We start from the raw sequence: 22891 nt of genomic DNA, 5'->3' as shown, positions 1-22891 counted from the left end.
TGTGGCCCGCCCTCACGCGTCTCGCGTCCGTAGTACCGCCGACCGGCGCTCCGTAGAAATTCGGTGCGCGCATTGACGCGCCGGTCCAGCCGCCGGAAAGTACCCACTCGCGGCAAGGGAGCCGCGCAGGGGGAAAACGTGGACGACAAGATCTGGATTGGCCGGGGCGGGCAGAAGTACGGCCCGTACGAGGAAGCCGTGCTGCGCGGGTGGGTCAAGGAGGGCAAAGTCGAGCCCGACGTGCTGGCCTGGCGTACCGGCATGGCCGAGTGGGTGCCCCTGGCAACCCTGCTGCCTGGCATGGAGGTACCGCCGCCGATACCGCCGCCTTCCGCAGGCTGGGCCCCGCGAGGCTTCAGCGCACGCGAGGATGGCGGCTTTGCCCCCGACCCACGTGCCACGTTCCAGACACCGCCATCACTGCACTGGTTCGTGGTGCTGCTGCTGACGATGGTGACAGGCGGGATCTTCGGCTGGATCTGGATGTTCGTGCAGGCCAGTTGGGTCGGCAAGATCGACAAGCGAAGCAAGGCGCTCGTCCTTTTCATCCTGGCGCTGGTGAGCTACGTCGTGGGGTTCTCGCTCACCACCCAGAAGACCCCGGCTGCCACCCTGGCCGGTGTGCTGATCATGTTCGGCGCGATCATCGTGATCTACGTCGGTATCTTCGCGATGGCCGATTCGATCAAGCGTGATGCGGCCAAACGCGGGCTCGCTCTGCATATCGGCGGTATTACGCTGTTCTTCCTCAGCATGTACTACCTGCAAGGCATCATGACCTGGCTGGCACGGTGGAAGGAAACCGGCCAGACGGAACCCGGGCCGCCGAAGGCAGCGGTCTGGTGCGTGATGATCCTGCCGTTGGTATCCATCCTTGCGGCCATCGCCATCCCGGCTTACCAGAACTACATCATCCGTACCGAGGTGGCGCAGGCCGTTGCTGTCGCCGAACCTGCCAGGACCGCGGTATTGAACTACTACAACAGCCACGGCCAGATGCCACACGACAACACCCAGGCCGGCATCAGTGAGGCTGCTTCGCTGCAGGGTCGCTACGTCTCCGGCGTCACGATCGATGACGGGCGCATCACCATCGCCTTGGGTGGGGTTGCGCACCGGCAAATCGCCAGCGGCTCGCTGGTGCTCACCCCGGTGGTGGCCCAGGGCGAGGTGCGCTTCAACTGCGTGGCTAACAGCATCAGCGTCCAGTACCTGCCGCAGACTTGCCGGTGATTTGAACGATCACGCGGGCGTTCGCTGCGCCTGCGTGTTCGTTCCACGTCGATGGAACGCGGCGGCAACCATGCCAAGAACCAGGCCTAGTACGACCACGCCATTCCAGCCGAAGCGGTTCATCAACCAGCCACTGACCACGGTACCCAGCGCACCGCCAAGGAAAGTCGCGGTCATGTACAGGCTGTTGATACGGCCCTGCGCTTTCGGGTCCACGGCGAAGGCGCGCGTCTGGTTGGACACCAGCCCGGCCTGCACGCCGATATCGAGCACGATCACGCCGATGACCAGCAGGGTGAGCGAGCTATTGGCACCTGCGAGCAGCAGGTAGGCCAGCGTGACGATGCCGATGCTCGCGCCCACCACGTACCGCGTACCCCTGCGATCGGAGGCACGGCCACCAAGCGATGCAGCAAATGCTCCCGCGGCGCCGATGATCCCGAAGCCACCGGCCCACGCACTGCCCAGGTGCCACGGGCCATTCGCGAGCAGCGCCGCCAGGTTCACCCAGAAGGCATTGAAACAGGCCCACAGCAGCGCCTGCACGATCATGGATTCGCGGATAGGGCGGTTATCGCGCATCAGCGGCCAGAGCGATGCGAGCAGCCGACCGTAGCTGAGGTTCGTCGAAGGCACGCCCTTGGGCAGCATCGACAGTGCGACGATACCCGAAGGAATCATCAGCGCTGCTTCGACGCCATACACCGCGCGCCAGCCGTAGGCCTGGCCCACGGCACCGGCAATAGTCCGGCCCACGAGAATGCCGACCATGATGCCGCTGACCACGGTGCCGACGTTGCGGCCGCGCTCGGCAGGCAGGGACATGGCGCCGGCGAACGGCACCAGTTGCTGCGGCACGCAGCTGACCATGCCGATACCGAACGACACCGCCGCCAGTGCCCAGATATCCGGCACAAACAGGGCGACAAGATCGAGCAGGAAGGCGATCACGATCTGGGCGAGCACCAGCTTGCGCCGGTCAAACCGGTCACCCAGCGGGAGCAGTAGCGCCAGGCCCGTGGAGAAGCCCAGCAACGCCGCGCCGGCCACCAGGTCCACCGCGGTCAGGCTGGCATGGAAGCCCGTGGCGATCAGCGGCAGGATCGGCTGCACGCAGTAAAGGTTGGTGATGACCGCCCCGGCGATCACCGCCATCATGAAGATCTTCCCGCGCGACGCGATCGTCGCCGGGGCCGGAGTTGTTACGACTGGGGATGGGCCGCTCACGGCACGCTCCTGGTAAGAGATGCCGCAAAAGATAGGTACGGGCGCTGGATAAGATAATCTGGCAGGATTGGGAATCATCCTTCCAATAATTGATAGGCTGCCATGAACCAGCTTGAATCCATGGCCATCCTTGTCGCCGTTGTCGATGCTGGCAGCCTTTCGGCGGCGGCACGGCAGCTCGGCCTGCCCCTGGCGACCGTCAGCCGGAAGATCGGCGCCCTCGAAACCCACCTGCATACCCGGCTGCTTCATCGCACCACCCGCCAGCTCTCCCTGACCGAGGCCGGCGCGTCCTATGTGGCTGCCTGCCGGAAGATCCTGGAGGAGGTGGGCGAGGCCGAGCGGGCGGCGATGGGCGAATATGTGCAGCCACGCGGCGAACTCACGGTCACGGCGCCCGTCGTGTTCGGCCGCCTGCATGTGGTGCCCGTGGTTGCCGAGTTCCTGGCCCAGTACCCGGAGATCGGGGTGAACCTGGTGCTCACCGATCGGGTCGTCCACCTGATGGAAGAGCCCGTGGACGCGGCCATCCGCATTGGCGATTTGCCCGATAGCAGCTTCATGGCGACGGGGGTGGGGACGGTGCGTCGCGTGGTATGTGGTAGTCCGGCCTACCTGGAGGCGCACGGCACGCCTGCGTCGCCTGCCGAGCTGGCGGCCCACGAGTGCGTGAGCTTTGAAGTGCTGGAGTCGAAGCGCGCATGGGTATTCGGGACGGGTAAAGCCGAACTGGTGGTTCCTGTGCCGTCACGTCTTGGCGTCAATACGGCGGAAGCTGCGATCGATGCCGCCGTGCTGGGCGTGGGGTTGATTCGCGTGCTCTCGTACCAGGTGGCATCGGCTCTTTCCGAAGGCCGGCTCCGCGTCGTGCTGCGGGCTTACGAAACGGCGCCGCTGCCGATCCACCTGGTGCACAAAGGGCAGGCGCCGCTACCGTTGAAACTGCGCGCGTTCCTCGACTTCGCGGCACCGCGATTGAGGAAACGCCTGCCTTCGGACACTTGACGCAAAAGCGCCCGGGCAAGCTAGCATCGACGATCCGTCAGGGGTTACCAACGATGCCTGTCTTGAACCGCAACGCGCTCGCGCTGCTCGCCCTATCGCTCATGGCGGGTGGCGCGCACGCCGCTGATGCCGAAAGCACTCGCTACCAGCGAGAAGCCGCAGCCACCACCATCACCCGCGATGACTGGGGCATCGCCCACATCCACGGCAAGACCGATGCGGATGCCGTGTTCGGCATGGCATACGCGCAGGCCGAAGATGACTTCAACCGGGTGGAGACCAATTACCTGGTGTCGTTGGGCAGGCTATCGGAAGCCGAAGGCGAATCGGCACTGTGGAAGGATCTGCGGCAGAAGCTTTTCATTGACGACACCCAGCTCAAAGCCCTATACGGCCGCAGCCCATCGTGGCTGAAGGCGCTGATGGATAGCTGGGCCGATGGCCTGAACTATTACCTCGCTACGCATCCGGATACCCATCCGCGCGTCATCACCCACTTCGAGCCGTGGATGGCGCTGAGCTTCTCGGAAGGCAGCATCGGTGGCGATATCGAGCGTGTAAAGACATCGGACTTGCAGGCGTTCTACGGCAAGGACCCGGTGGGCGCGCTGGTGCAGTTCACCCCGCCGGGCAGTTGGTGGGAGCCGACCGGTTCCAACGGTATCGCCATCGCACCCAAGCTCACGGCCAATGGCCACGCCCTGCTATTGATCAACCCGCACACGTCGTTCTTCTTCCGCTCCGAGCTGCAGATGTCGAGCGACCAAGGCCTGGATGCGTACGGTGCGGTGACCTGGGGCCAGTTCTTCATCTACCAGGGCTTCAACCAGCACATCGGCTGGATGCACACTTCGTCGGGTATCGATGTCGTGGATGAATTCGCCGAAACGACCGTGGAGCAGGGTGGCAAACGCTTCTACCGCTACGGCAAGGAGTTGAGGCCGGTGGTCACGCGTGACATCGTCGTTCGCGTGAAGGGGCAGGGCGATCGCCACTTTACGACCTACGCCACGCATCACGGCCCCATCGTGCGTGCGCAGGGCGGCAAGTGGATCGCCTTCGCGCTGATGAACAAGCCACTTGAGGCCCTTCAACAGAGCTGGCTGCGTACAAAGGCCAATGACTACGCCGCGTACATGAAGGTGGCCGAGCTCAAGGCGAACTCGTCGAATAACACGATCTATGCGGACGACAAGGGCAACATCGCCTACCTGCATCCGCAATTCATTCCCAGGCGTGACGATCGTTTCGACTACACGAAGCCCGTGGATGGCAGCGACCCCGCTACCGACTGGCAGGGATTATTGCCTTTGGACGAGGCTCCGAGGCTGTTCAACCCGAACACCGGCTGGATCTTCAATACCAACGACTGGCCGTATTCCGCGGCGGGCCCCGATAGCCCGAAGCAGGCGGACTTCCCGAAGTACATGGATTCGGTCGGGGAGAATCCGAGGGGAATCCACGCCACGCGCGTCCTTACCGGGCAGCACGATGTCACCCAGGCTTCGCTCCTCACCGCCGCGTTCGACTCGTACCTGCCGGCGTTCGAGCGGCAGCTTCCCGTGCTGATCAGGGATTACGACGCCCTGCCGGCCAATGACGCGTTGAAGGCGAAGCTGCGTGGCCCGGTGGGCCTGCTGCGCGCGTGGGATTACCGCTGGGGTATTGCCTCCATGCCAACCACGCTCGCCGTGTTCTGGGGCGATATCCTGTGGGACAAGGTGAGCAAGGAGGACACCCAGGAGGGCCTGACCATCTACGACGTGATGGCGGAGAAGGCCGGGCCGCAAGCGCGTCTCCAGGCGCTCGCTGACGCCGTGGATCGCCTGGAGAAAGACTTCGGTAGTTGGGGCGTGCCCTGGGGCGAGGTGAATCGCTACCAGCGTAACGACGATGCGATTGCGCAGGTCTTCGATGATGCGAAGCCCAGCATCCCGGTGCCGTTCACCTCCTCGCGCTGGGGCTCGCTGGCCTCGTTCGGTGCGCACCGCTGGCCGGGTACGAAGCGTTACTACGGCACGAGCGGTAACAGCTTCGTTGCCGTCGTCGAGTTCGGGCCGCGGGTCAGTGCGAGGGCTATTACCGCGGGTGGCGAAAGCGGTCATCCGGATTCAAAGCACTTCAACGACGAAGCCGAACGCTACACCACGGGCAACCTGCGCAAGGTGTACTTCTGGCCGGAGGATCTCCAGGGCCATATCGAACGGCAGTACAACCCGGGTGACAAGGAGCCCACGCCATGACTCGCAAGCTGATTGCCCTGGCCGCGGGCCTGGGCCTCGCGTTCGCCACACACGCGGACGACCTGCCGAAGCCTTCGGGCCATCCCGTGCTCCTGAAAGCCGATCGCGTGTTTGATGCACGCGATGAGCAGGCGCACACCGGCTGGGTGGTGCTCGTGCAAGGTGACAAGATCGCCGGAGTAGGACCGGAAGGCCAGGTCGCCGTGCCTGCCGGCACCGAAACCCTGTCGTTCCCAGGGATGACCTTGCTGCCCGGCCTGATCGACGCGCATTCGCACATCTTCCTGCACCCCTACAACGAGACGCTGTGGAACGATCAGGTGCTGAAGGAAACGCTTGCGTTCCGCACGGTGGAGGCCGTGAAGCACGCGCGCGACACCTTGATGGCGGGATACACCGCCCTGCGTGATCTCGGCACCGAAGGTGCCGGCTATGCCGATGTGGACGTCCAGCGCGCCATCGACAAGGGGCTCATTCCCGGGCCGCATCTGTTCGTCGCCACTCGCGCCACCGTGGCCGCGCACTGCTACGGTCCGGGCCCGCTCGGCTTCCGGGAAGACATGGACCTTCCGCAGGGAGCCATCCCGGTGAGCGGCGTGGCCCAGATGGTCGATGCCGTGCGTGACCAGGCGGCGCATGGCGCGGACTGGATCAAGCTTTACGCCGATTACCACTGCGGCAAGGCGAAGGGTTCCTCGCCCACGTTGACGCAGGAGGAACTGAATGCCGCAGTGGAAGTCGCGCATTCGCTCAACCTGCCGGTCGCGGTGCACTCCAGCACGGCCGAGGGCATGCGCCGTTCGGTCATGGCCGGTGTGGATACGATCGAACACGGGTACGACGGCACGCCGGAAGTGTTCGCATTGATGAAGAAGCACAACGTGGCCTACATGCCCACGCTGGAAGCCAGCGCCGCCTACGCCGAATACTTTGGTGGCTGGAAGCCGGGTGCGCCGCCGACCGAAGCGATGCAGACCTCGGCACAGGCGTTCAAGCGTGCCTTGGACGCCGGCGTGACCATCGGCGCAGGCAGTGACGTAGGCGTGTTCACCCACGGCACCAACTACAAGGAACTGGAGTGGATGGTGCGCGACGGAATAACCCCCGCCAAAGCCTTGCTGGCGGCCACCGCCGTCGACGCGAAGGTGCTCCGCCAGCAGGACCATATCGGCCAGCTAAAAGCCGGCCTCGATGCGGACATCATCGCCGTACCAGGTGATCCGACGAAGGACATCTCGGTCTTGTCGAATGTGCCGTTCGTGATGAAGGGTGGGGCGATTTACAAAAAGCCGTAAACGCCCGTCGCAACGATCCCTGGTGTCGGCCACCGGACGCGTGCACGCGGCCTCCCTGTAGGAGCGCGCTTGCGCGCGATCGCGCGCAAGCGCGCCCTACACGGGCCATTGTCAACTGATGCGGGCGCCGGTCTGCTGTTCGCTCAGTTCCCACAGCGCATCGGCGGCATCGGGATCGATGGCGTAGGGCCGCACGCCGTGCAGGTTGCGCAGGTCGGCCGCTTCGACCGTCGCATCGTCGAGCATCGGTGCGATGTTGCAATCTTCGAGGTATTCGCCGCCCTTGCCATCGAGCATCGGGCTGGTCGCCGCCCACACGCTCGTCGCCGCGCCTTGAGGCATGCTCTTCATGCCGGCGTTCAGATCGACGACCGGCTTGCCTTCCTCATCCACAGCGCCAAACTTGCGCAGGTCATCCACGCTCATGTAACGGGCGAGGTCGGTCACGATGGCACCGGGGTGCAGTGAGAACGAGCGAATGCCGTTCGCCTTGCCGCGCTTATCCACACCGATCGCGAAGAGAATATTCGCGGTCTTCGACTGGCCGTAGCTCAGCCACGGATCGTACGCGCGGTGTTCGAAGTGCGGATCGTCGAACACCACGGGTGAATAGCGATGGCCGCGCGACGAGACGGAGATCACGCGGGCGCCGTCGGCGCGGCGAAGCGCAGGCCACAAGCGCACGGTGAGCTGGTAATGGCCCAGGTGGTTGGTGGCGAACTGGCGCTCATAACCGCGTGCATCGCGCTCAAGCGGGCAGGCCATGACACCGGCGTTGTTGATAAGCAGGTGCAGCGGCTCGCCGCGTGCGAGGACCTCGTTCGCAAACGCATCGATCGAGGCCGGGTCGGCCAAGTCCATCGGCAGCACCTCGATGCCGGCCTCGCCGTCGAGGGCTTTGCGCGCCTTCGCCATGTCGCGGGCGGGGACGATCACCCGCGCGCCGGCGTTACGCAGGGTGCGGGCGGTTTCAAGGCCGAGACCGGCATAACCGCCGGTCACGATGGCGTTCTTGCCGGTCAGGTCGAGGCCGGCGATGACTTCAGCAGCCGTGGTGGCCGCACCGAATCCAGAGGGGATGGGGGACTGCATGGGTGGCTCCTTGGTGGGTACTTCACCAAGGTAAGGGCATAGGGGCGGACGATGAATGCTTGAAAGTGCGCAATGCATGCGCCATCGTACGGGCATGAGCGATGACCCCATTACCTCCATTCTCCGCCTGGCCGAGATCGAATCCGTCATGTCCGGTGGCTTTACGGCCGGCGGGGACTGGGCCGTCCGCTTCCCGCCGCCCGACAAGCTGAAGTTCTTCGCCGTGGCACGCGGTCATTGCGTGCTGCGGATCGACGGCGAGCCCCGTGACATCCGCCTCGCCGAAGGCGATGTCGTGCTGCTGGCTGCCCCGCGTGGCTTCGTCCTGGCCAGCGATGCCGACCTTCCCGCGCGTGACGCCCAGGACTTCGAATGGCGTGGGCCGGATCGTCTCGTGGCGATCAACGACGGCACCGATACCCTGCAGATCGGTGGCCATGTACGCGTGCATCCTGCGTATGAACCCATGCTCACGGCCGCGCTTCCGGCGTGGCTGCACATCGGTGCGGGCGCACCGGAGGCCGAGACCATGCGTTGGCTGATTGACCGCATGGTGCGGGAGAGCCGCGATGACCTGCCCGGCGCAGGCCTTGCCCAGACCCAGCTCGCGCACCTGCTGTTCGTGCAGATCCTGCGCGCGCAGATGGCTTCGGGCGATGTTCTGCCGCCGGGGTGGTTGCGCGCTGTTGCCGATGCCCGCCTCGCTCCCGTGTTGCGCCGGATACACGCCGAGCCGGGGCGCGACTGGCGCCTCGACGAGATGGCCCGGCTCGCAGCGATGTCGCGTACCGTGTTCGCCACGCATTTCCGCAAGGTATCCGGTACCGCACCGCTCACCTATGTCACCGAATGGCGCATGCGGCTAGCCTGCCAGGCACTGCACCGTGGATCCGTGCCCGTCGCGACGCTCGCGCGTAACCTCGGCTATGGCTCCGAAAGTGCTTTCAGTCACGCCTTCAAGCGTGTTGTCGGCATCTCGCCGGCGCGGTACGCCAACGACAAGGAACGCCAGGCCGCGGCGTGACCAGCGCGGGGTGGCACGGGCATACTCACCCAACAACACACGGGGCAAGGAACGAGGGGCATGGCGGACGAACGGAACATCTGGATCGGCCGTGATGGCCAGCGCTTTGGCCCGTACGATGAGGTCACGCTGCGGGCGTGGGTGAACGAGGGCAAGGTATCGGCCCATTCGCTTGCCTGGCGCGAAGGCATGGCCGAATGGCGGCCGCTCCACGAACTGCTCGGCATCCCGGTACCTCCGCCGGCGATGGGTGCCACCGCGCCCGTGCTGCATGGTGAAGTGCCGGCACCGCCCGATCTGCACTGGGCCATCATCTTCGTGGTCGATCTGCTCGCTGGCGGCCTGATGGGTATCGTCTGGCAGTTTGTCCAGGCGTCCTGGGTGAAGAAGATCGATCCGTCGAGCCGGGCCACGATGTGGCTGGTGATCTCGGTCTGCCTGTTGCCGCTGACCTGGATCGTCATGCTCGGCGTGGTGCTCAACCAGTCGTATACCGCCACGCGCCCGGATCTGGGGGCCATCGCCGGTGTCATGGCGTACTTCGGCTTTTTCTTCCTTTTCGGCCTCGCCATGGTGGTGTGCCGGTATATCGCCATGTTCTCCATGGCCCGTTCCATGCGGGAGAAGCTGCCGGCTTACGGCCTGGTGCCCGAGATTGGCGGGGTCACGCTGTTCTTCTTCACCCACTACTACCTGCAGGCCCAGATGACCTGGGTCGCACGGTGGCGCCGCACCGGCCAGAGCACGCCGCCAGCGCAAAAAGCCATCTTCTGGGTGGTATTTGGCGTATGGGCGGGCCTCATGGTCCTGTTCCTCATGCTGGTGTGGGCCGCCATGTTCGCGAGCTACCACAGCGGCTAGCCACAAGGGGCGGAACCCCGGCGAAAGGCGGTACGGCCACGATTCCGGCTACAATCCCGCTTTGCGTTCCGGGAGAAAGCCATGACCCCCCAACGAGATCCCCGCGGATGAGTGACGGCACCCTGTTCGTGGTGGCCGCGCCCTCGGGTGCCGGCAAGTCCACGCTGGTCAATGCGCTGCTCGAGCGCGAACCGCAGATCTCCTTGTCCATCTCGCACACCACGCGCCCGCCGCGCGTGGGCGAACAGTACGGCCGCCACTACTTCTTCGTGGAACGGCCCGATTTCGAGCGCGAGATCGCGGATGGCATCTTCCTGGAGCACGCCGAGGTCCACGGCAACCTCTACGGCACCTCGCGTACGGTGGTTGCGGAAAAGCTCAGCTCGGGCGTCGATGTCCTGCTGGAGATCGACTGGCAGGGTGCCCGCCAGGTGCGCAAGGGCAAGGCCGATTGCGTCAGCGTGTTCATCCTGCCGCCGTCGCGCGTGGAACTTGAGCGCCGCCTGCGCGGTCGAGGATCCGATGCGCCCGATGTCATCGAGCGCCGTCTGTTCAACTCCCGCGAAGAAATCGCCCATGCGCACGAGTTCGACTACATCATCGTGAACGATCGCTTTGAAGATGCCCTCGCGGACCTGCAGGCGATCGTGCGTGCCGTGCGCCTGCGCTCGGCGTGGGCGGCCAAACGCCACGAAGCACTGATCGAGGAACTGCTCGCCCCATGACCGACGACGCCATCGTCCGCGTACGCGGCCTGACCACGGTGCTCAATGGCAAGACGATCTTCGACGCGATGGATCTGGATATCCCGCGCGGCAAGGTCACGGCCATCATGGGTCCCAGCGGTACCGGCAAAACCACGTTGCTCAAGCACATCACCGGACAGATGCGCGGCGATGCCGGCACGGTCGAGGTGAATGGCGAGAACGTGCCTACGCTCTCGCGCGAAAAGCTCTTCGAACTGCGCGAGCGCATTGGCTACCTGTTCCAGAATTCCGCGCTGCTCACTGATTTCGATGTGTTCGAGAACGTGGCGTTCCCGCTGCGCCAGCACACGAAACTGCCTGAAGAGCTCATCCGCAACATCGTTCTGAACAAGCTGCAGGCCGTGGGCCTGCGCGGGGCCGCGCGGCTCATGCCCACGGAGCTTTCCGGCGGCATGGCGCGCCGTGTCGCCCTCGCGCGCGCCATCGTGTTCGACCCCGCGCTCATCCTGTACGACGAACCCTTCGTCGGCCTCGATCCCATTGCGCTGAACCAGGTGCTGCTGCTTATCCGTACGCTCAACGAAACGCTGGGCATCACCAGCATCCTCGTGGCGCACGAACTGGCCGCGGTGCAGAAAGTGGCCGATCACGTGTTCCTTATCGCCAACGGCAAGATCGTGGCGCAGGGCGCCCCCGATACGCTGGTCAACGATGGCTCGCCGTGGACGGCGCAGTTCTTCGGTGGCAAGGCCGATGGCCCGGTCCCGTTCCAGTACCCGGCCGGCGATTACGCCACGGCGCTCGGCTTTCCCGGAGACAAGGCATGACCACCAGGGATGACAATGTCGTGATGCGCAGCCTGGCGCAGATCGGTGCGTGCGGGCTGTTCCTGCTCACGATCCTCGCCTCCATTCCACGCAGCCTGAAGCATGGCCGGGAAACCGTCCGGCAGATCTGGTTTGTCGGCGCCATGAGCCTCACCATCGTCATGACCTGCGGCCTGTTCGTCGGCATGGTGCTCGGCCTGCAGCTGTACGACGTGCTGTCGATCTTCGGCGGCACCTCGGCCACCGGCACCGTCGTGGCCATCGCCATCTATCGCGAGCTCGGCCCGGTCGTCACCGCGCTGCTGTTCGCCGGCCGCGCCGGCACCTCGGTCACCGCCGAGATCGGCCTCATGCGCGCCACCGACCAGCTCGATGCGATGGAAATGATGGCGGTCGATCCGATCGCCTACGTGGTGGCCCCGCGCTTCCTCGCCGGCGTCATCGCACTGCCGCTGCTCGGTATCGTGTTCTGCGCCATGGGCGTGTTCGGCGGCCACCTGGTCGGCGTGACCTGGCTCGGCATCGATAACGGCACCTTCTGGTCCAACATGACCGCCGCGGTGGATGTCCACAAGGACATCATCGATGGCGTGCTGCTCAAGTCCATCGCCTTCGGCATCGTGGTCTCGCTGATCGCGGTGTTCCAGGGCTATACCACTCCGCCCACCAGCGAAGGCGTCGCGTACGCCACCACGCGCACGGTGGTCGCCTCGTCCATTGCCATCCTGGCGCTGGATTTCGTCCTTACCTCGTTCCTGATCTGAAGGCACGGAGGCCCGCCATGAACATCATTCTTTCCGTACCCCATTCGAGGATCGTGCCGTGACCCAGAGACGTTCCTATGCCGTCGGCACCGGCCTGTTCATCGTGCTTGGCTTCGCCGCGCTGGCGTACCTCGCCACCCAGACCACCTCCGTCGCCAACCAGGGCGGTGGCTCCACCTACAAGGTGGAAACCCACTTCGCCAACGTCGGCCAGCTGAAGGTGCGCGCGCCGGTGAAAGTCGCCGGTGTCCGCGTCGGCTCGGTCCAGGCCATCGACCTGGTGCCGGGCAAGGAAGAGGCGAAGGTAACCCTGGCCATCGATGATGGCCACAAGGATATCCCGAGCGATTCCGTGGCCACGATCTACACCAGCGGCCTGCTGGGCGACCAGTACGTAGGCATCCAGTTCGGCCAGTCGAAGACCCCGGTGAAGGAAGGCGGCGAGATCGGCCTGACCCGTCCGGCCCAGCAGCTGGAAGAGATGCTCGGCAAGTTCTTCGGCGGCGGCAGCGCCCCGGATCGCCTGGGTGGAACCTTCCATGTCACGGGTGATTTCACCAACATCGGCGGCCTGCAGCCCGGCGCCGCGGTGAAAATGGCCGGCGTGCCCATCGGCAGCGTCGAATCGGTGGTGGTGAAACCGGGTGCCGTCGAGGCCACGGTGACCCTTGCGATCGACAAGCGCTACTCCCAGATACCAGATGACTCGGCCGCGGCAGTGTTCACAAGCGGTTTGATCGGTAGCCAGTATGTTGCGATCCAGCCCGGCGGCTCCCCGTCGTTCCTGGCCGATGGCGATCAGCTCGTGCTGACGCAGTCGGCGCTTCAGCTGGAAGACCTGATCGGCAAGTTCCTCGTGAACGGCTCGCCGAGCGACAACAAATCCGGTGGCGCCCAGGGCGGCACCCAACCCGATACCTCCGGCAAGAAGTAAGGCCGGAACCCAGGAGACATCGCATGTTGCGTCAGCTTTCCCTCGCTATTGCCCTTGCCGTTGGCACGGTCGCCGCTGCCCCCGTGTTCGCGCAGGATGCCGCGCCCGCCGCGGCCACCCAGGGCCAGGCGCCCCAGCAGGTTGTCCAGCAGATTTCCGATGACCTGGCCAAGGCCATCGAAGGCCACCAGGCGGAACTGAAGAACGACAAGGAAAAGCTGATCGCCGTTATCGACGACACGTTCCTGCCGCACTTCGATATCGATTACGCGTCGATCCTGGTGCTCGGCCAGAACGCGGTCAAGGCGAGCCCGCAGCAGCGCGAGCGCTTTGCCAAGGCGTTCTACAACTCGATCACGCATCGCTATGCCGAGGGCCTGCTCAACTACACCCGTGGCCGCGTGAAGGTGCTGCCGTTCTCGGGCGATCTGAACAAGAAGCGCACCATCGTGCGTACCCAGGTCATGCTCGATGATGGCAAGTCGGTGTCGGTGGATTACGCGTTCCGCCAGAGCGCCAGCGGCGACTGGAAGGCGTACGACGTGATCATCGAGGGTATCTCGTACATCACGAACTACCGCAACCAGGTGGATGCCGAGATCAAGAAGGAAGGCCTGGACAAGCTCACGGCTGACCTGGAGTCGAAGGGTTCGGCGGCTATCGATGAGATGAAGCAGGACACGGCAGGCGGCAAGGCTGGCGCAGGCAAGTGATCCAGCCGGCCACGTACCAGTTGGCCGAGGCGCCGGGGACCTTGAAGGTCTCCGGCGCGCTGACGTTCGCGACGGCGGCGTCGGCGCTCGAGGCGGGCCGCGAAGCCCTTGGCCGCGGCAAGCCGGGCACGCTGGATCTTTCCGGCGTGACTCAGGCGGATAGCGCAGGGCTGGCAACGGTGCTGGCGCTGCTGGCACATGCGCGCCAGAACGGCACGGCCATGAAGGTGGCCAACGCCCCCACGGGCCTGGAAGCCCTGGCCCGCGTCTCCGGCGTCACCGCCTTCCTCTAAGCCTGCAGGAGCGCGCTAGCGCGCGATCCCCGCTGACGAAAGCCCGGCGATATGCCGGGCTTTTTGTTTGTGCCTCAACAACAGGCTCGCCTTCGGCCTCGCGCTAGTGAATCGGTTCATTCGCTAGCGCGAATGCATGTAACCAGCGGCATCCGCCGCCTCGCTCTTGTGGGCTTGAGGCCGAGAGCCGTCGGTGCCCACCCTCGCGTCGGATGTTGCGGCTGCGCCGCCGTGCCTTTGATTCGCGCACAAGGTGCGCTCCTACAACCGCCGCCCCGTTAGCGAGCCATGGGCCAGCCCTATGGAAGGCTGGCCTACGGCCGCTCTCTTGTGCGGAACTCGCCTCGAGGGTGGGCACCGACGGCTCTTTTGACCCATGAGGTTGGGTGGTGGGAGAGCCGGTGCGTTGTCTGCGGGTCGATTGGTGCGTTCGGACATGTATGGGCGGACAGCTGCTTCGTCCGCGGACAGTGGTCGTCATGCGGCGTGGTTAGGCGCAAACGGCGTCGTGGCGCCGTTTGCGGGCCGTTGGTGGGGTTGGCACGGCGGATGCAACGTCTTGGGCAACGGGGCCTGGCCCCACTTGTCCCACCTCACGGAGCATCGCCATGAAAGCTGAAACCTTCCTGCTCAAGTCCTTCTTCGTTGCTGCCGTGCTGACCTGCGTGTTGGCGATGGGTTCGTTTGTCACGGCCAGCCCGTCGCAGCTGCCGGCGAACGTGGTGGCCGTCGCGCGTTGATGGGTTGCGGCGTCATCGCCGCGTCGGCTGATCGCGTGCAAGCAGGCTCCCACACGAGCCTGGTCCATCCATTTATCAAATCGCGATATAGCCTTGTAGGAGCCCACCCTGTGGGCGACATCTTTCGCGACGACGTAGCAGGCCCTGTGGCTTTGTCGCGAACGGCGTCGCCCACAGGGTGGGCTCCTACAACGGCATGGCGCACCAGCGGCGAGCTCGCACGCACACCACCTCATGGGTGAAGAGAGCCGTCGGTGCCCACCCTCGAGGCGAGTTCCGCACAAGAGAGCGGCCGTAGGCCAAATAGATACATTTGCGCCGGAGGCGCACTCCGGTACGAACGCGGAGGACCTGTCTGAGCAGCGAGGGTGGGCACCGACGGCTCTTCGCCTCAAGCCCACAAGCAATAGGCGGCGCAAGCCGCTAGTTACATGCATTCGCGCTAGCGAATGAACCGATGCACTAGCGCGAAGCCAAAGGCGAGCCACAAAAAAGCCGCCCGTAGGCGGCTTCTTCGTCAATCAGTCCGGGTTCTGCCCGTTCTGCTTCTCCCACGAATGCTGCTCCTTGAGCAGTTCATCCGGGTCGAAATCCTTGTTATCGCCCACGCCCTGCATCTTCTCGATCACATCCTCCGGCGGGTTGCCGTCGTAGATCTGGTACAGGCGCTGCTGGCGGTACGCATCGCGCATGAACACATACGGGTCATACGCCGAGGCCAGGAAGCTCTCCGCATCGATCGCGCGGGCACGCAACGTCACCAGGTACAACACCGACGGCACGTAATACTCGCCGTGGTGGAAGTCGTGGTTACGCGACAGGTAGCTCAGCGGATCGAAGAAATAGCTATCCACCGGCAGCTTCCAGACATCGCGCACCGTGGTCGGGCCGACGAACGGCAGGACCAGGTACTCGCCCTCCGGCACGCCCCAACGGGCCAGGGTCACGCCGAAGTCGCTGTCATACAGCGGCATGCCCAGCATGCTGGCCGGGTCCTTGAAGCCCAGGAAGCCAATGCCGAGGTTGACGATGAAGCGACCCGTGGTCACCGCCGCCTGGCCCGGACGGCCCTGGAGCAGCTGGTTACCAATCGTGATCGGCAGGCGGATATTCGTATAGAAATCGCTCACCGCCGTGCGGACGCCCGGGGTGGTGACATTACGGTAGCCCACCGCGACCGGGCGGATGATCGCCTTGTCGAGCTTGTCGTTGAACGCATAAACCTTGCGGTTCATCTGTTCATTCGGGTCGTCGGTACGCGGCGGCGCCACATGGCAGGCCGCCAGGAGCGCCAGGGCGACCAGGCCAAAGGCTTGGCGGGCCAGACGCTTTAGGTTGATCTTGGGGTCCATCGGGGTGACTCTGGGGGTGGGGCGATACTTTAGTGTACCGCTTGGTTTTATTATTTGCACTAACGCCCGTCCTTCCTGGCCAGAACCCGGCATGATACCCCCCACCCGGATGGACAGCCAACCGGCTGGGCCGCTAAACTGCACGGTCATAAGTGTCTTTGTTGTCAAGGATTTGAAATGGCCCGTATTACCGTCGAAGACTGCCTCGAGGTAGTCGACAACCGCTTTGAGCTCGTGCTCATGGCGACCAAGCGCGCTCGCCAGCTCTCCAAGGGCGCCGAGCCCACGCTCGATCCGAACAACGACAAGCCGACCGTGCTCGCCCTGCGCGAGATCGCCGATCGCCGCGTCAATGAGCAGATGATCGACGAGATCGACAAGGCCGCCCGCGAGCGCGCCGAGCGTGAAGCCCTCGAGTGGGCCGCCACGGAAGTGGACGACGACCTCTCGAAGGGCGGAGATGACTGATGACGTCGGGTCCCTGTCGACCCTGCGTTCATCCATTCACTGCGCACGTTGTTGAAGCGCGGCCCGTCAGGCCGCGCGCGGGAGGCTGTGCTGCCTGAACCCAGGCGCCAGGCATCCCCATGGAAGTCATCCCCGCCAAAAAGCTGACCGACGTCTCCGACGACACCCCGGTGCCCGCCTATGTGCAGGCGCTGGAAGAGCGCGTGGGCGCGTACCTGCCCAAGGAGCAGGTCATGCGCATCCGCCGCGCCTTCCTGGTGGGGGCGCTCGCGCACGATGGGCAAACCCGCAAATCGGGTGAGCCGTACATCACGCACCCGGTCGCGGTAGCGCAGGTGCTGGCGGAGCTCGGCCTGGATGCCGAAACGATCATCGCCGCCATCCTGCACGACACGCTCGAGGACACGCAGCTCAGCCGCGAGGAACTGGCTGGTGCCTTCGGCGAGACCGTGGCCGAGCTGGTCGATGGCGTCACCAAGCTGGACAAGATGCGTTTCTCCAGCCGCGCCGAAGCCGATGCCGAAAGCTTCCGCAAGATGCTGCTGGCCATGGCGCGCGACCTGCGCGTCATCCTCATCAAGCTTTCCGATCGCCTGCACAACATGCGCACGCTGGGCGCGAAGGACGCCTCGTCCCGCCGCCGCATCGCGCGTGAAACGCTGGAGATCTACGCACCGATCGCGCAGCGCCTGGGCATGAACAAGTTCAAGGCCGAGCTGCAGGACCTGGGCTTCAAGGCCTTGTACCCTGATCGCCACCGCATCATCGGCGAGCGCATCCGTGCCGCGCTGGGTAACCGCCGCGAGGCCATGGCGAAGATCGAGATGGCGCTGGAAGGCCGCCTTGCGGCCGACAAGATCCCTGGCCGCGCGGTCAGCCGCATCAAGAGCCCCTGGAGCATCTATTCGAAGATGCGCAACGAGCACAAATCGTTCGCGCAGCTCATGGATGTGTACGGCTTCCGCGTCGTCACCGATTCGGCCATGCATTGCTACATGGCGCTGGGCGCCGTGCACGGCCTGTACAAGCCGGTGGATGGCCGTTTCAAGGATTTCATCGCCATTCCCAAGGGCAATGGCTACCAGTCGCTGCACACCGTGCTGCTCGGGCCGTTTGGCGCGCCCATCGAAATCCAGATCCGTACCTCGGAAATGGAATCGGTGGCGGAGCGTGGCGTGGCGGCTCATTGGGCGTACAAGACCGATTCGGGCCCGGCGAACAGCGCGCAGCTGCGCGCACGCGAGTGGCTCTCGGCATTGGCCGATAGCCAGGCCAATACGCCATCGGCTGCCGAGTTCCTGGAAAACGTCAAGATCGACCTGTTCCCGGACGAGGTGTACCTGTTCACCCCGCGCGGCGATATTTTCTCGCTGCCGCGTAATGCCACCGCGCTCGATTTCGCCTACGCCGTGCATACCGACGTGGGCGACCACGCCGTGGCCGCGCGCGTCGACAAAAAGCTCGTGCCGCTGCGCACCCGCCTCATCTCCGGCCAGGTCGTCGAGATCATTACCGCGCCGTCGGCCGTGCCGAACCCGGCGTGGCTCGAAGCCGTGGTGACGGGCAAGGCGCGTACCGCCATCCGCCAGTACCTCAAGCACCTGCAGCACGAGGATGCGGTCGATTTCGGCCACCGCATGCTCGATCGCGCGCTCGATGCGCGTGGCCTGAGCCTCGATGCCATTCCGCCGGCCGTGCTCGATCGTTTCCTGGAAGAGGCCAAGTTCAAGCGCCTGGAAGAACTGCTTTCCGAGATCGCGCTGGGTAACCGCTTCGCCGACCAGGTGGCCGGCCAGCTCATCAACGTGATGGGCCCGCGCGATTCGCACCCGCAGGTACCCACCGAGCATGCGGTGGAGAAGATCCGCATCAGCGGCGCGGAGCGCGGCGTGCTGAGCTTCGGCAATTGCTGCCACCCGTTGCCGGGCGACGAGATCATCGGCTTCCTGTCTTCGGGCAAGGGCATTGTCGTGCACCGCGTGGAATGCCCGAACGTGGCCGAGTTCCGCAAGACGCCCGAGCGCATCGTGGCGATCGAGTGGGACCGCGACGTCACCGGCGATTACCGTGCCGAGTTGCGTATCGAAGTCCTCAACCGCCCGGGCGTGCTCGCCACTGTCGCGGCGGCCATCGCCGATGCCGGTTCGAATATCGAGAACGTCGAATACATCGAGCGCGACAGCACGGCAGCGACGCTGTTGTTCGCGATCGAGGTCAAGGGCCGCAAGCACCTGGCCGACGTGATGCGCCGCGTGCGCCGCACCGGTGTCGTCAGCGGCGTATACCGCCACCCCCTCTAGGGCGATGCCCCGCCCGTAGGAGCCCACCCTGTGGGCGACATCTTTCGCGATGTCGCATCGGGCCCCTGGCTCCATCGCGAACAGCGTCGCCCACAGGGCGGGCTCCTACAACAGGGCGTTCCGGGCGGTTACTATCTGCGTCTACCGCCACGAGGATCCCCCATGTCCCGCACCATCATCGCCACCGACAAGGCTCCGGCCGCCATTGGCCCGTATTCGCAGGCCGTGCGCGCGGGCAACACCGTGTATTTCTCGGGCCAGATTCCGCTCGATCCGGCCACCGGCAACCTCGTGGAAGGCGACATCACCGCGCAGACCCGCCGTGTGTTCGACAACCTCGTCGCCGTGGCCGAAGCCGCCGGTGGCAAGCTCGCCGACATCGTGCGCGTCGGTATCTACGTCACCGACCTGGGCAACTTCGCCGCGGTGAATGCCGTGATGGCCGAATACTTCCAGCAGCCGTACCCGGCGCGCTCCACCATCGAAGTCTCGGGCCTGCCGAAGGGTGCCCACGTCGAAGTGGACGCGATCCTCGTCCTGCCGTAACCGGATCACTGCCATTCCCGTGGGCCGAACCGCCAGCCCGTCACCCGCCGCACCGCCGGCGGACCCGGGCCGCGCGCCGCTGACGACGCTCGGCGGCGTTGGCCCTGCGCTGGCGGAAACCCTCGGCCGCCTGGGCCTGCGCGAAGTGCAGGACCTGTGGTTCCACCTGCCGCTGCGCTACGAAGACCGCACCACGATCGTGCCCATCGGCGACCTGCGCCCGGGCATGCACGTGCAGGTCGAAGGCAGCGTGGATTTCATCGAACGCAGCTTTCGCGGGCGCATGCAGCTGAAGGTCATCATCAGCGATGACTCCGGCCGCGCGCTGTTACTGCGCTTCTTCCACTTCCGCAAAGCGCAGATGGATCAGTTGCAGAAAGGCACGCGCCTGCTCTGCTTCGGTGAGGTACGCCAGGGCCCGCAAGGCCTGGAGATGGTGCACCCGCAGTACCAGCGCATCGAAAGCGATGAAGCGGTGTTGGTGGATGAGCGGCTGACGCCGGTCTACCCGACCACCGAGGGCCTCGGTCCGCGCCGCCTCGCCAGCGTCATCGCCAAGGCGCTGCACCACCTGCCTGGCGATGACCGGCTCGAACTCATTCCCGAAGAGGTGGGCCGGCCGCTCGGCCTTACCTCATTGCGGGATGCACTGATCTACGTGCACCGGCCGCCTCCGGATGTCGACCTCCGGCAGTTGGGGGAGGGCGGGCATCCCGCGCAGAAGCGACTCGCCTTCGAAGAACTGCTGACCCAGCACCTCACCCTGCGGCGCATGCGCGCGGCGGTGAAGAAGCGCAAGGCGCCTGCGCTTAAAAGTGCCGGTGTGATGCGTGAGCGACTGCTGTCGTCACTGCCGTTCGCACTGACCAGGGCGCAGGCGCGTGTCGCGGGCGAAGTGGGGCGGGACCTCACCCGAGCCCACCCCATGCTTCGACTCGTGCAGGGCGATGTCGGCAGCGGCAAGACCGTCGTCGCGGCACTCGCCGCGCTGGCCGCCGTCGAGGCCGGTTACCAGGTCGCGCTGGTGGCGCCTACGGAACTGCTCGCCGAACAGCATCTGCGCAACTTCCGTACCTGGCTCGAACCGCTGGGCCTGCATGTGGAATGGCTGGCGGGCAAGGTGCAGGGCAAGGCGCGCAAGAGCGCGCTGGCCCACGCGGCCGAAGGGACCGCGCATGTTGTTGTCGGTACGCACGCGCTCATGCAGGAGGGCGTGGTATTCCAGAAGCTCGGCCTGGTCATTGTCGACGAGCAGCACCGCTTCGGTGTGCACCAGCGCCTGGCGCTGCGCGACAAGGGCGCCAGTGGCGAGCTCATTCCCCACCAACTGGTACTGACTGCGACGCCGATTCCCCGCACGCTCGCGATGAGCGCGTACGCCGATCTCGATGTGTCATCAATCGACGAGCTCCCGCCGGGACGCACACCCGTACAGACCGTGGCGCTTTCCAATGAGCGGCGCTACGACATCATGGAACGCATCCATGGCGCGTGCATGGAAGGCCGCCAGGTGTACTGGGTGTGCACGCTGATCGAAGAGAACGAGCAGATGAATGCGCAGGCCGCCGAGGTCGCGCATGCCGAGCTCGTGGCAGGGTTGCCGGACCTCAACATCGGCCTGATCCACGGCCGCATGAAGCCGAAGGAAAAGCAGGCCGTGATGGATGCGTTCAAGCGGGGCGAGATCGCCGTGCTGGTCGCCACCACGGTGATCGAAGTGGGCGTGGATGTGCCCAACGCGAGCCTCATGATTATCGAAAACAGCGAGCGCCTTGGCCTGGCCCAGCTGCACCAGCTGCGCGGCCGCGTGGGCCGTGGCTCCATCGCCTCGAGTTGCGTGCTGCTTTACCAGACGCCCCTGTCGCGCCTGGCGAAGGAGCGCCTGCAGGTGATGCGCGAAACCAACGATGGTTTCCGCATCGCAGAGAAGGACCTTGAGTTGCGCGGCCCCGGCGAGGTGCTCGGTACCCGCCAGACCGGGCAGCTGCAATTCCGCATCGCTGACCTGGCACGCGATGCGCACCTCATGCCCGATGTGCAACGCGTCGCGGAAGCGATGATGCGCGACCATCCGGCGCGCTGCGAGCGGCTGATCGCCCGTTGGGTAGGCGACGCCGCCCGTTACGTCGACGCCTGATCACTGGCCGACACGTTCGACGCGGCTCACGACTCGGGCAGGCCCAGGTGCTGGCGGACCTGGGCGGCGACCCACGCGGTTTCGCGCAGCACGGGTTGCACGGGCGGGGTACTGGCTTCGATATCGTGCAGCCGGCGGGTGGCGCGGAGCTCGGCGTGGAAGCGTTCCAGTTTGGCCGGTAACGATCCTGCCACCAGCGTGTGCACGGGGCGCCCCGTGGCGCAGGCTTCGGAAAGCATGTTCACCGAGTCGGGGGTGACCACCAGCCGATCGGCCCACGCGAGGACCCCGGGGTAGGGGTTCGGATCGTCATCGCCGGGTGCCCAGATGAAGCCCGGCACATCGTGGAACGCAGCCCGCACCATGGGCAGGATCGAGGACGGGGTGCGCCGCGAGGCCACCACCATCACCGAACCGCCTTCGCGCGCGTGGCGCTGCTTCACCGCTTCCAGCAGGGCCGCCATGGCGGCGACATCCACGGGCGCGCCGTGGCGCGCGCCACCGAGCAATACACCCAGGCGCGGGCCGGGCACATCGGCAAAGCCGGGAAAAGCGTCGCGCGCATCCGCAAGCCACGCATCATCCACCGGGTTCAGCGAGCCGAGCGGCGTGAGCACGTTATCGCCATGCAGTTGGTCATGCTTCGGCGCGACCACCAGGTCCCAGTGCCCGGGATCCAGGCGCGGGTCCAGTATCTGTACCGCCAGCGCGCGGCCATCGGACCAGCGGCGTACCTGCCGCGTCGCCCACGCCGCCGAGCGGCCGCAGCCGATCACCAGGGTAGGCCAGGGGGCGCGCAGGCTATCGCCATTACTGGAGAGCGCCATGTGGCCCCCCGGCAGCAGCCGCGGCGCGAACCACGACCACGGCGCACGCAGGTCGACCACGCACTCACGGATGGACGGGGTGAGCGCTTCGGCCAGCGCCAACGCCTGGCGGCGGTTGCCGGCCGCACCATCGGTGATGACCCAGCATGAACCCGGGGCCAGGGGATGGGCACTCATGCCGATCCCTCACGTTGGATTGTTGTCGATTTCGACACAGTTCGTTCCTGCGGCACCGGTCCACGCCATGGCCAGACCCGCTTACACTGTTGGAATGCCGGCACGACCGGCGCCTGTTCACTGTAC

At 65.3% G+C, this 22891-nt stretch carries 21 protein-coding genes; 17 read left to right on the top strand and 4 right to left on the bottom strand.

Annotated features, from left to right (window positions below):
• Positions 1 to 138 precede the first annotated feature (138 nt).
• On the top strand, positions 139 to 1233 hold the full coding sequence (locus L2Y97_RS19595; protein ID WP_247429970.1) for a pilin: 1095 nt from the start codon (positions 139 to 141) through the stop codon (positions 1231 to 1233).
• A gap of 9 nt (positions 1234 to 1242) precedes the next feature.
• Here L2Y97_RS19595 and L2Y97_RS19590 read toward each other — a convergent pair whose 3' ends face one another.
• Entirely contained in the window at positions 1243 to 2460 is a 1218-nt protein-coding gene (locus L2Y97_RS19590) for an MFS transporter (RefSeq protein WP_247429967.1), read from the bottom strand.
• A 102-nt stretch (positions 2461 to 2562) separates the two neighbouring features.
• Between L2Y97_RS19590 and L2Y97_RS19585 the strand changes: the two genes are divergently transcribed.
• The 3 genes from L2Y97_RS19585 to L2Y97_RS19575 all read left to right on the top strand — a co-directional run bounded on the left by L2Y97_RS19585 (position 2563) and on the right by L2Y97_RS19575 (position 7003).
• Entirely contained in the window at positions 2563 to 3465 is a 903-nt protein-coding gene (locus tag L2Y97_RS19585) for a LysR family transcriptional regulator (protein WP_247429964.1), read from the top strand.
• A 101-nt stretch (positions 3466 to 3566) separates the two neighbouring features.
• Positions 3567 to 5708 (top strand): penicillin acylase family protein, encoded by a 2142-nt coding sequence (locus L2Y97_RS19580; RefSeq protein WP_425492864.1) that lies wholly within the window; start codon positions 3567 to 3569, stop codon positions 5706 to 5708.
• Positions 5705 to 7003: an amidohydrolase family protein gene (locus L2Y97_RS19575; RefSeq protein ID WP_247429958.1), complete on the top strand. Its 1299-nt coding sequence runs from the start codon at positions 5705 to 5707 to the stop codon at positions 7001 to 7003. Before L2Y97_RS19580 ends, L2Y97_RS19575 begins: the two co-directional genes overlap by 4 nt.
• A gap of 111 nt (positions 7004 to 7114) precedes the next feature.
• Here the strand turns inward: L2Y97_RS19575 and L2Y97_RS19570 are convergent, their stop codons facing one another.
• Positions 7115 to 8095, bottom strand: a complete 981-nt coding sequence (locus tag L2Y97_RS19570) for an oxidoreductase (RefSeq protein ID WP_247429955.1) — start codon at positions 8093 to 8095, stop codon at positions 7115 to 7117.
• A gap of 76 nt (positions 8096 to 8171) precedes the next feature.
• On the opposite strand from L2Y97_RS19570, the gene L2Y97_RS19565 reads away from it, so the two are divergent.
• The 9 genes from L2Y97_RS19565 (at position 8172) to L2Y97_RS22405 (ending at position 14958) form a co-directional block, all read left to right on the top strand.
• Entirely contained in the window at positions 8172 to 9119 is a 948-nt protein-coding gene (locus L2Y97_RS19565) for an AraC family transcriptional regulator (RefSeq protein WP_247429953.1), read from the top strand.
• 60 nt (positions 9120 to 9179) lie between these two features.
• Positions 9180 to 9980 carry a DUF4339 domain-containing protein gene (locus L2Y97_RS19560; protein ID WP_247429950.1) on the top strand — a complete coding sequence of 267 codons (801 nt, stop codon included), beginning with the start codon at positions 9180 to 9182 and terminating at the stop codon, positions 9978 to 9980.
• Positions 9981 to 10087: 107 nt separating this feature from the next.
• On the top strand, positions 10088 to 10705 hold the full coding sequence (gene gmk, locus L2Y97_RS19555) for a guanylate kinase (RefSeq protein WP_247429949.1): 618 nt from the start codon (positions 10088 to 10090) through the stop codon (positions 10703 to 10705).
• Entirely contained in the window at positions 10702 to 11514 is an 813-nt protein-coding gene (locus L2Y97_RS19550; protein WP_247429946.1) for an ABC transporter ATP-binding protein, read from the top strand. Before gmk ends, L2Y97_RS19550 begins: the two co-directional genes overlap by 4 nt.
• Positions 11511 to 12278, top strand: coding sequence for a lipid asymmetry maintenance ABC transporter permease subunit MlaE (gene mlaE / locus L2Y97_RS19545; protein ID WP_247429944.1), 768 nt, complete (start codon positions 11511 to 11513; stop codon positions 12276 to 12278). Before L2Y97_RS19550 ends, mlaE begins: the two co-directional genes overlap by 4 nt.
• A 58-nt stretch (positions 12279 to 12336) precedes the next feature.
• The gene (mlaD, locus tag L2Y97_RS19540; RefSeq protein WP_247429943.1) at positions 12337 to 13212 is read left to right on the top strand and encodes an outer membrane lipid asymmetry maintenance protein MlaD; all 876 of its coding nucleotides are present in this window, start codon (positions 12337 to 12339) and stop codon (positions 13210 to 13212) included.
• Positions 13213 to 13235: 23 nt separating this feature from the next.
• Positions 13236 to 13925, top strand: coding sequence for an MlaC/ttg2D family ABC transporter substrate-binding protein (locus L2Y97_RS19535; RefSeq protein WP_247429941.1), 690 nt, complete (start codon positions 13236 to 13238; stop codon positions 13923 to 13925).
• A complete protein-coding gene (locus L2Y97_RS19530) occupies positions 13922 to 14218 on the top strand; it encodes an STAS domain-containing protein (RefSeq protein WP_247429939.1) in 297 nt (98 codons plus the stop codon). Before L2Y97_RS19535 ends, L2Y97_RS19530 begins: the two co-directional genes overlap by 4 nt.
• Before the next feature lie 608 nt (positions 14219 to 14826).
• Positions 14827 to 14958, top strand: a complete 132-nt coding sequence (locus tag L2Y97_RS22405; protein ID WP_256452057.1) for a hypothetical protein — start codon at positions 14827 to 14829, stop codon at positions 14956 to 14958.
• Between the two features lie 521 nt (positions 14959 to 15479).
• Here the strand turns inward: L2Y97_RS22405 and L2Y97_RS19525 are convergent.
• Complete coding sequence (locus tag L2Y97_RS19525) at positions 15480 to 16310, bottom strand: MlaA family lipoprotein (RefSeq protein WP_247429938.1); 831 nt, start codon at positions 16308 to 16310, stop codon at positions 15480 to 15482.
• Between the two features lie 177 nt (positions 16311 to 16487).
• Here L2Y97_RS19525 and rpoZ point away from each other — a divergent pair, with 177 nt between their 5' ends.
• From rpoZ to recG, 4 genes are all read left to right on the top strand, one after another.
• The gene (gene rpoZ / locus L2Y97_RS19520) at positions 16488 to 16778 is read left to right on the top strand and encodes a DNA-directed RNA polymerase subunit omega (protein WP_045828432.1); all 291 of its coding nucleotides are present in this window, start codon (positions 16488 to 16490) and stop codon (positions 16776 to 16778) included.
• A gap of 119 nt (positions 16779 to 16897) precedes the next feature.
• Positions 16898 to 19078, top strand: a complete 2181-nt coding sequence (locus L2Y97_RS19515; RefSeq protein ID WP_247429936.1) for a RelA/SpoT family protein — start codon at positions 16898 to 16900, stop codon at positions 19076 to 19078.
• A gap of 162 nt (positions 19079 to 19240) precedes the next feature.
• The gene (locus L2Y97_RS19510; protein WP_247429934.1) at positions 19241 to 19624 is read left to right on the top strand and encodes a RidA family protein; all 384 of its coding nucleotides are present in this window, start codon (positions 19241 to 19243) and stop codon (positions 19622 to 19624) included.
• A 19-nt stretch (positions 19625 to 19643) separates the two neighbouring features.
• Positions 19644 to 21761, top strand: coding sequence for an ATP-dependent DNA helicase RecG (gene recG, locus L2Y97_RS19505; RefSeq protein ID WP_425492791.1), 2118 nt, complete (start codon positions 19644 to 19646; stop codon positions 21759 to 21761).
• Positions 21762 to 21787: 26 nt separating this feature from the next.
• On the opposite strand, the gene L2Y97_RS19500 is transcribed toward recG, so the two are convergent.
• Positions 21788 to 22765, bottom strand: a complete 978-nt coding sequence (locus L2Y97_RS19500) for a mitochondrial fission ELM1 family protein (RefSeq protein WP_247429931.1) — start codon at positions 22763 to 22765, stop codon at positions 21788 to 21790.
• Between the last annotated feature and the right edge of the window lie 126 nt (positions 22766 to 22891).

The sequence above is a fragment of the Luteibacter aegosomatissinici genome, assembly GCF_023078495.1.
GTDB classification, from domain to species: Bacteria; Pseudomonadota; Gammaproteobacteria; order Xanthomonadales; family Rhodanobacteraceae; genus Luteibacter; species Luteibacter aegosomatissinici.
The sequence above is the reverse complement of the archived record's forward strand: the minus strand, read 5'-3'. Positions and strand labels throughout refer to the sequence as shown.

What these genes read in the sequence shown, in the direction of transcription:
- L2Y97_RS19585 (WP_247429964.1), top strand. Translation starts at nt 2,563, where the DNA reads ATGAACCAGCTTGAATCCATGGCCATCCTTGTCGCCGTTGTCGATGCT.
- L2Y97_RS19580 (WP_425492864.1), top strand. Translation starts at nt 3,567, where the DNA reads ATGGCGGGTGGCGCGCACGCCGCTGATGCCGAAAGCACTCGCTACCAG.
- L2Y97_RS19575 (WP_247429958.1), top strand. Translation starts at nt 5,705, where the DNA reads ATGACTCGCAAGCTGATTGCCCTGGCCGCGGGCCTGGGCCTCGCGTTC.
- L2Y97_RS19570 (WP_247429955.1), bottom strand. Translation starts at nt 8,095, where the DNA reads ATGCAGTCCCCCATCCCCTCTGGATTCGGTGCGGCCACCACGGCTGCT.
- L2Y97_RS19565 (WP_247429953.1), top strand. Translation starts at nt 8,172, where the DNA reads ATGCGCCATCGTACGGGCATGAGCGATGACCCCATTACCTCCATTCTC.
- L2Y97_RS19560 (WP_247429950.1), top strand. Translation starts at nt 9,180, where the DNA reads ATGGCGGACGAACGGAACATCTGGATCGGCCGTGATGGCCAGCGCTTT.
- gmk (WP_247429949.1), top strand. Translation starts at nt 10,088, where the DNA reads ATGAGTGACGGCACCCTGTTCGTGGTGGCCGCGCCCTCGGGTGCCGGC.
- L2Y97_RS19550 (WP_247429946.1), top strand. Translation starts at nt 10,702, where the DNA reads ATGACCGACGACGCCATCGTCCGCGTACGCGGCCTGACCACGGTGCTC.
- mlaE (WP_247429944.1), top strand. Translation starts at nt 11,511, where the DNA reads ATGACCACCAGGGATGACAATGTCGTGATGCGCAGCCTGGCGCAGATC.
- L2Y97_RS19535 (WP_247429941.1), top strand. Translation starts at nt 13,236, where the DNA reads ATGTTGCGTCAGCTTTCCCTCGCTATTGCCCTTGCCGTTGGCACGGTC.
- L2Y97_RS22405 (WP_256452057.1), top strand. Translation starts at nt 14,827, where the DNA reads ATGAAAGCTGAAACCTTCCTGCTCAAGTCCTTCTTCGTTGCTGCCGTG.
- L2Y97_RS19525 (WP_247429938.1), bottom strand. Translation starts at nt 16,310, where the DNA reads ATGGACCCCAAGATCAACCTAAAGCGTCTGGCCCGCCAAGCCTTTGGC.
- rpoZ (WP_045828432.1), top strand. Translation starts at nt 16,488, where the DNA reads ATGGCCCGTATTACCGTCGAAGACTGCCTCGAGGTAGTCGACAACCGC.
- L2Y97_RS19515 (WP_247429936.1), top strand. Translation starts at nt 16,898, where the DNA reads ATGGAAGTCATCCCCGCCAAAAAGCTGACCGACGTCTCCGACGACACC.
- L2Y97_RS19510 (WP_247429934.1), top strand. Translation starts at nt 19,241, where the DNA reads ATGTCCCGCACCATCATCGCCACCGACAAGGCTCCGGCCGCCATTGGC.
- L2Y97_RS19500 (WP_247429931.1), bottom strand. Translation starts at nt 22,765, where the DNA reads ATGAGTGCCCATCCCCTGGCCCCGGGTTCATGCTGGGTCATCACCGAT.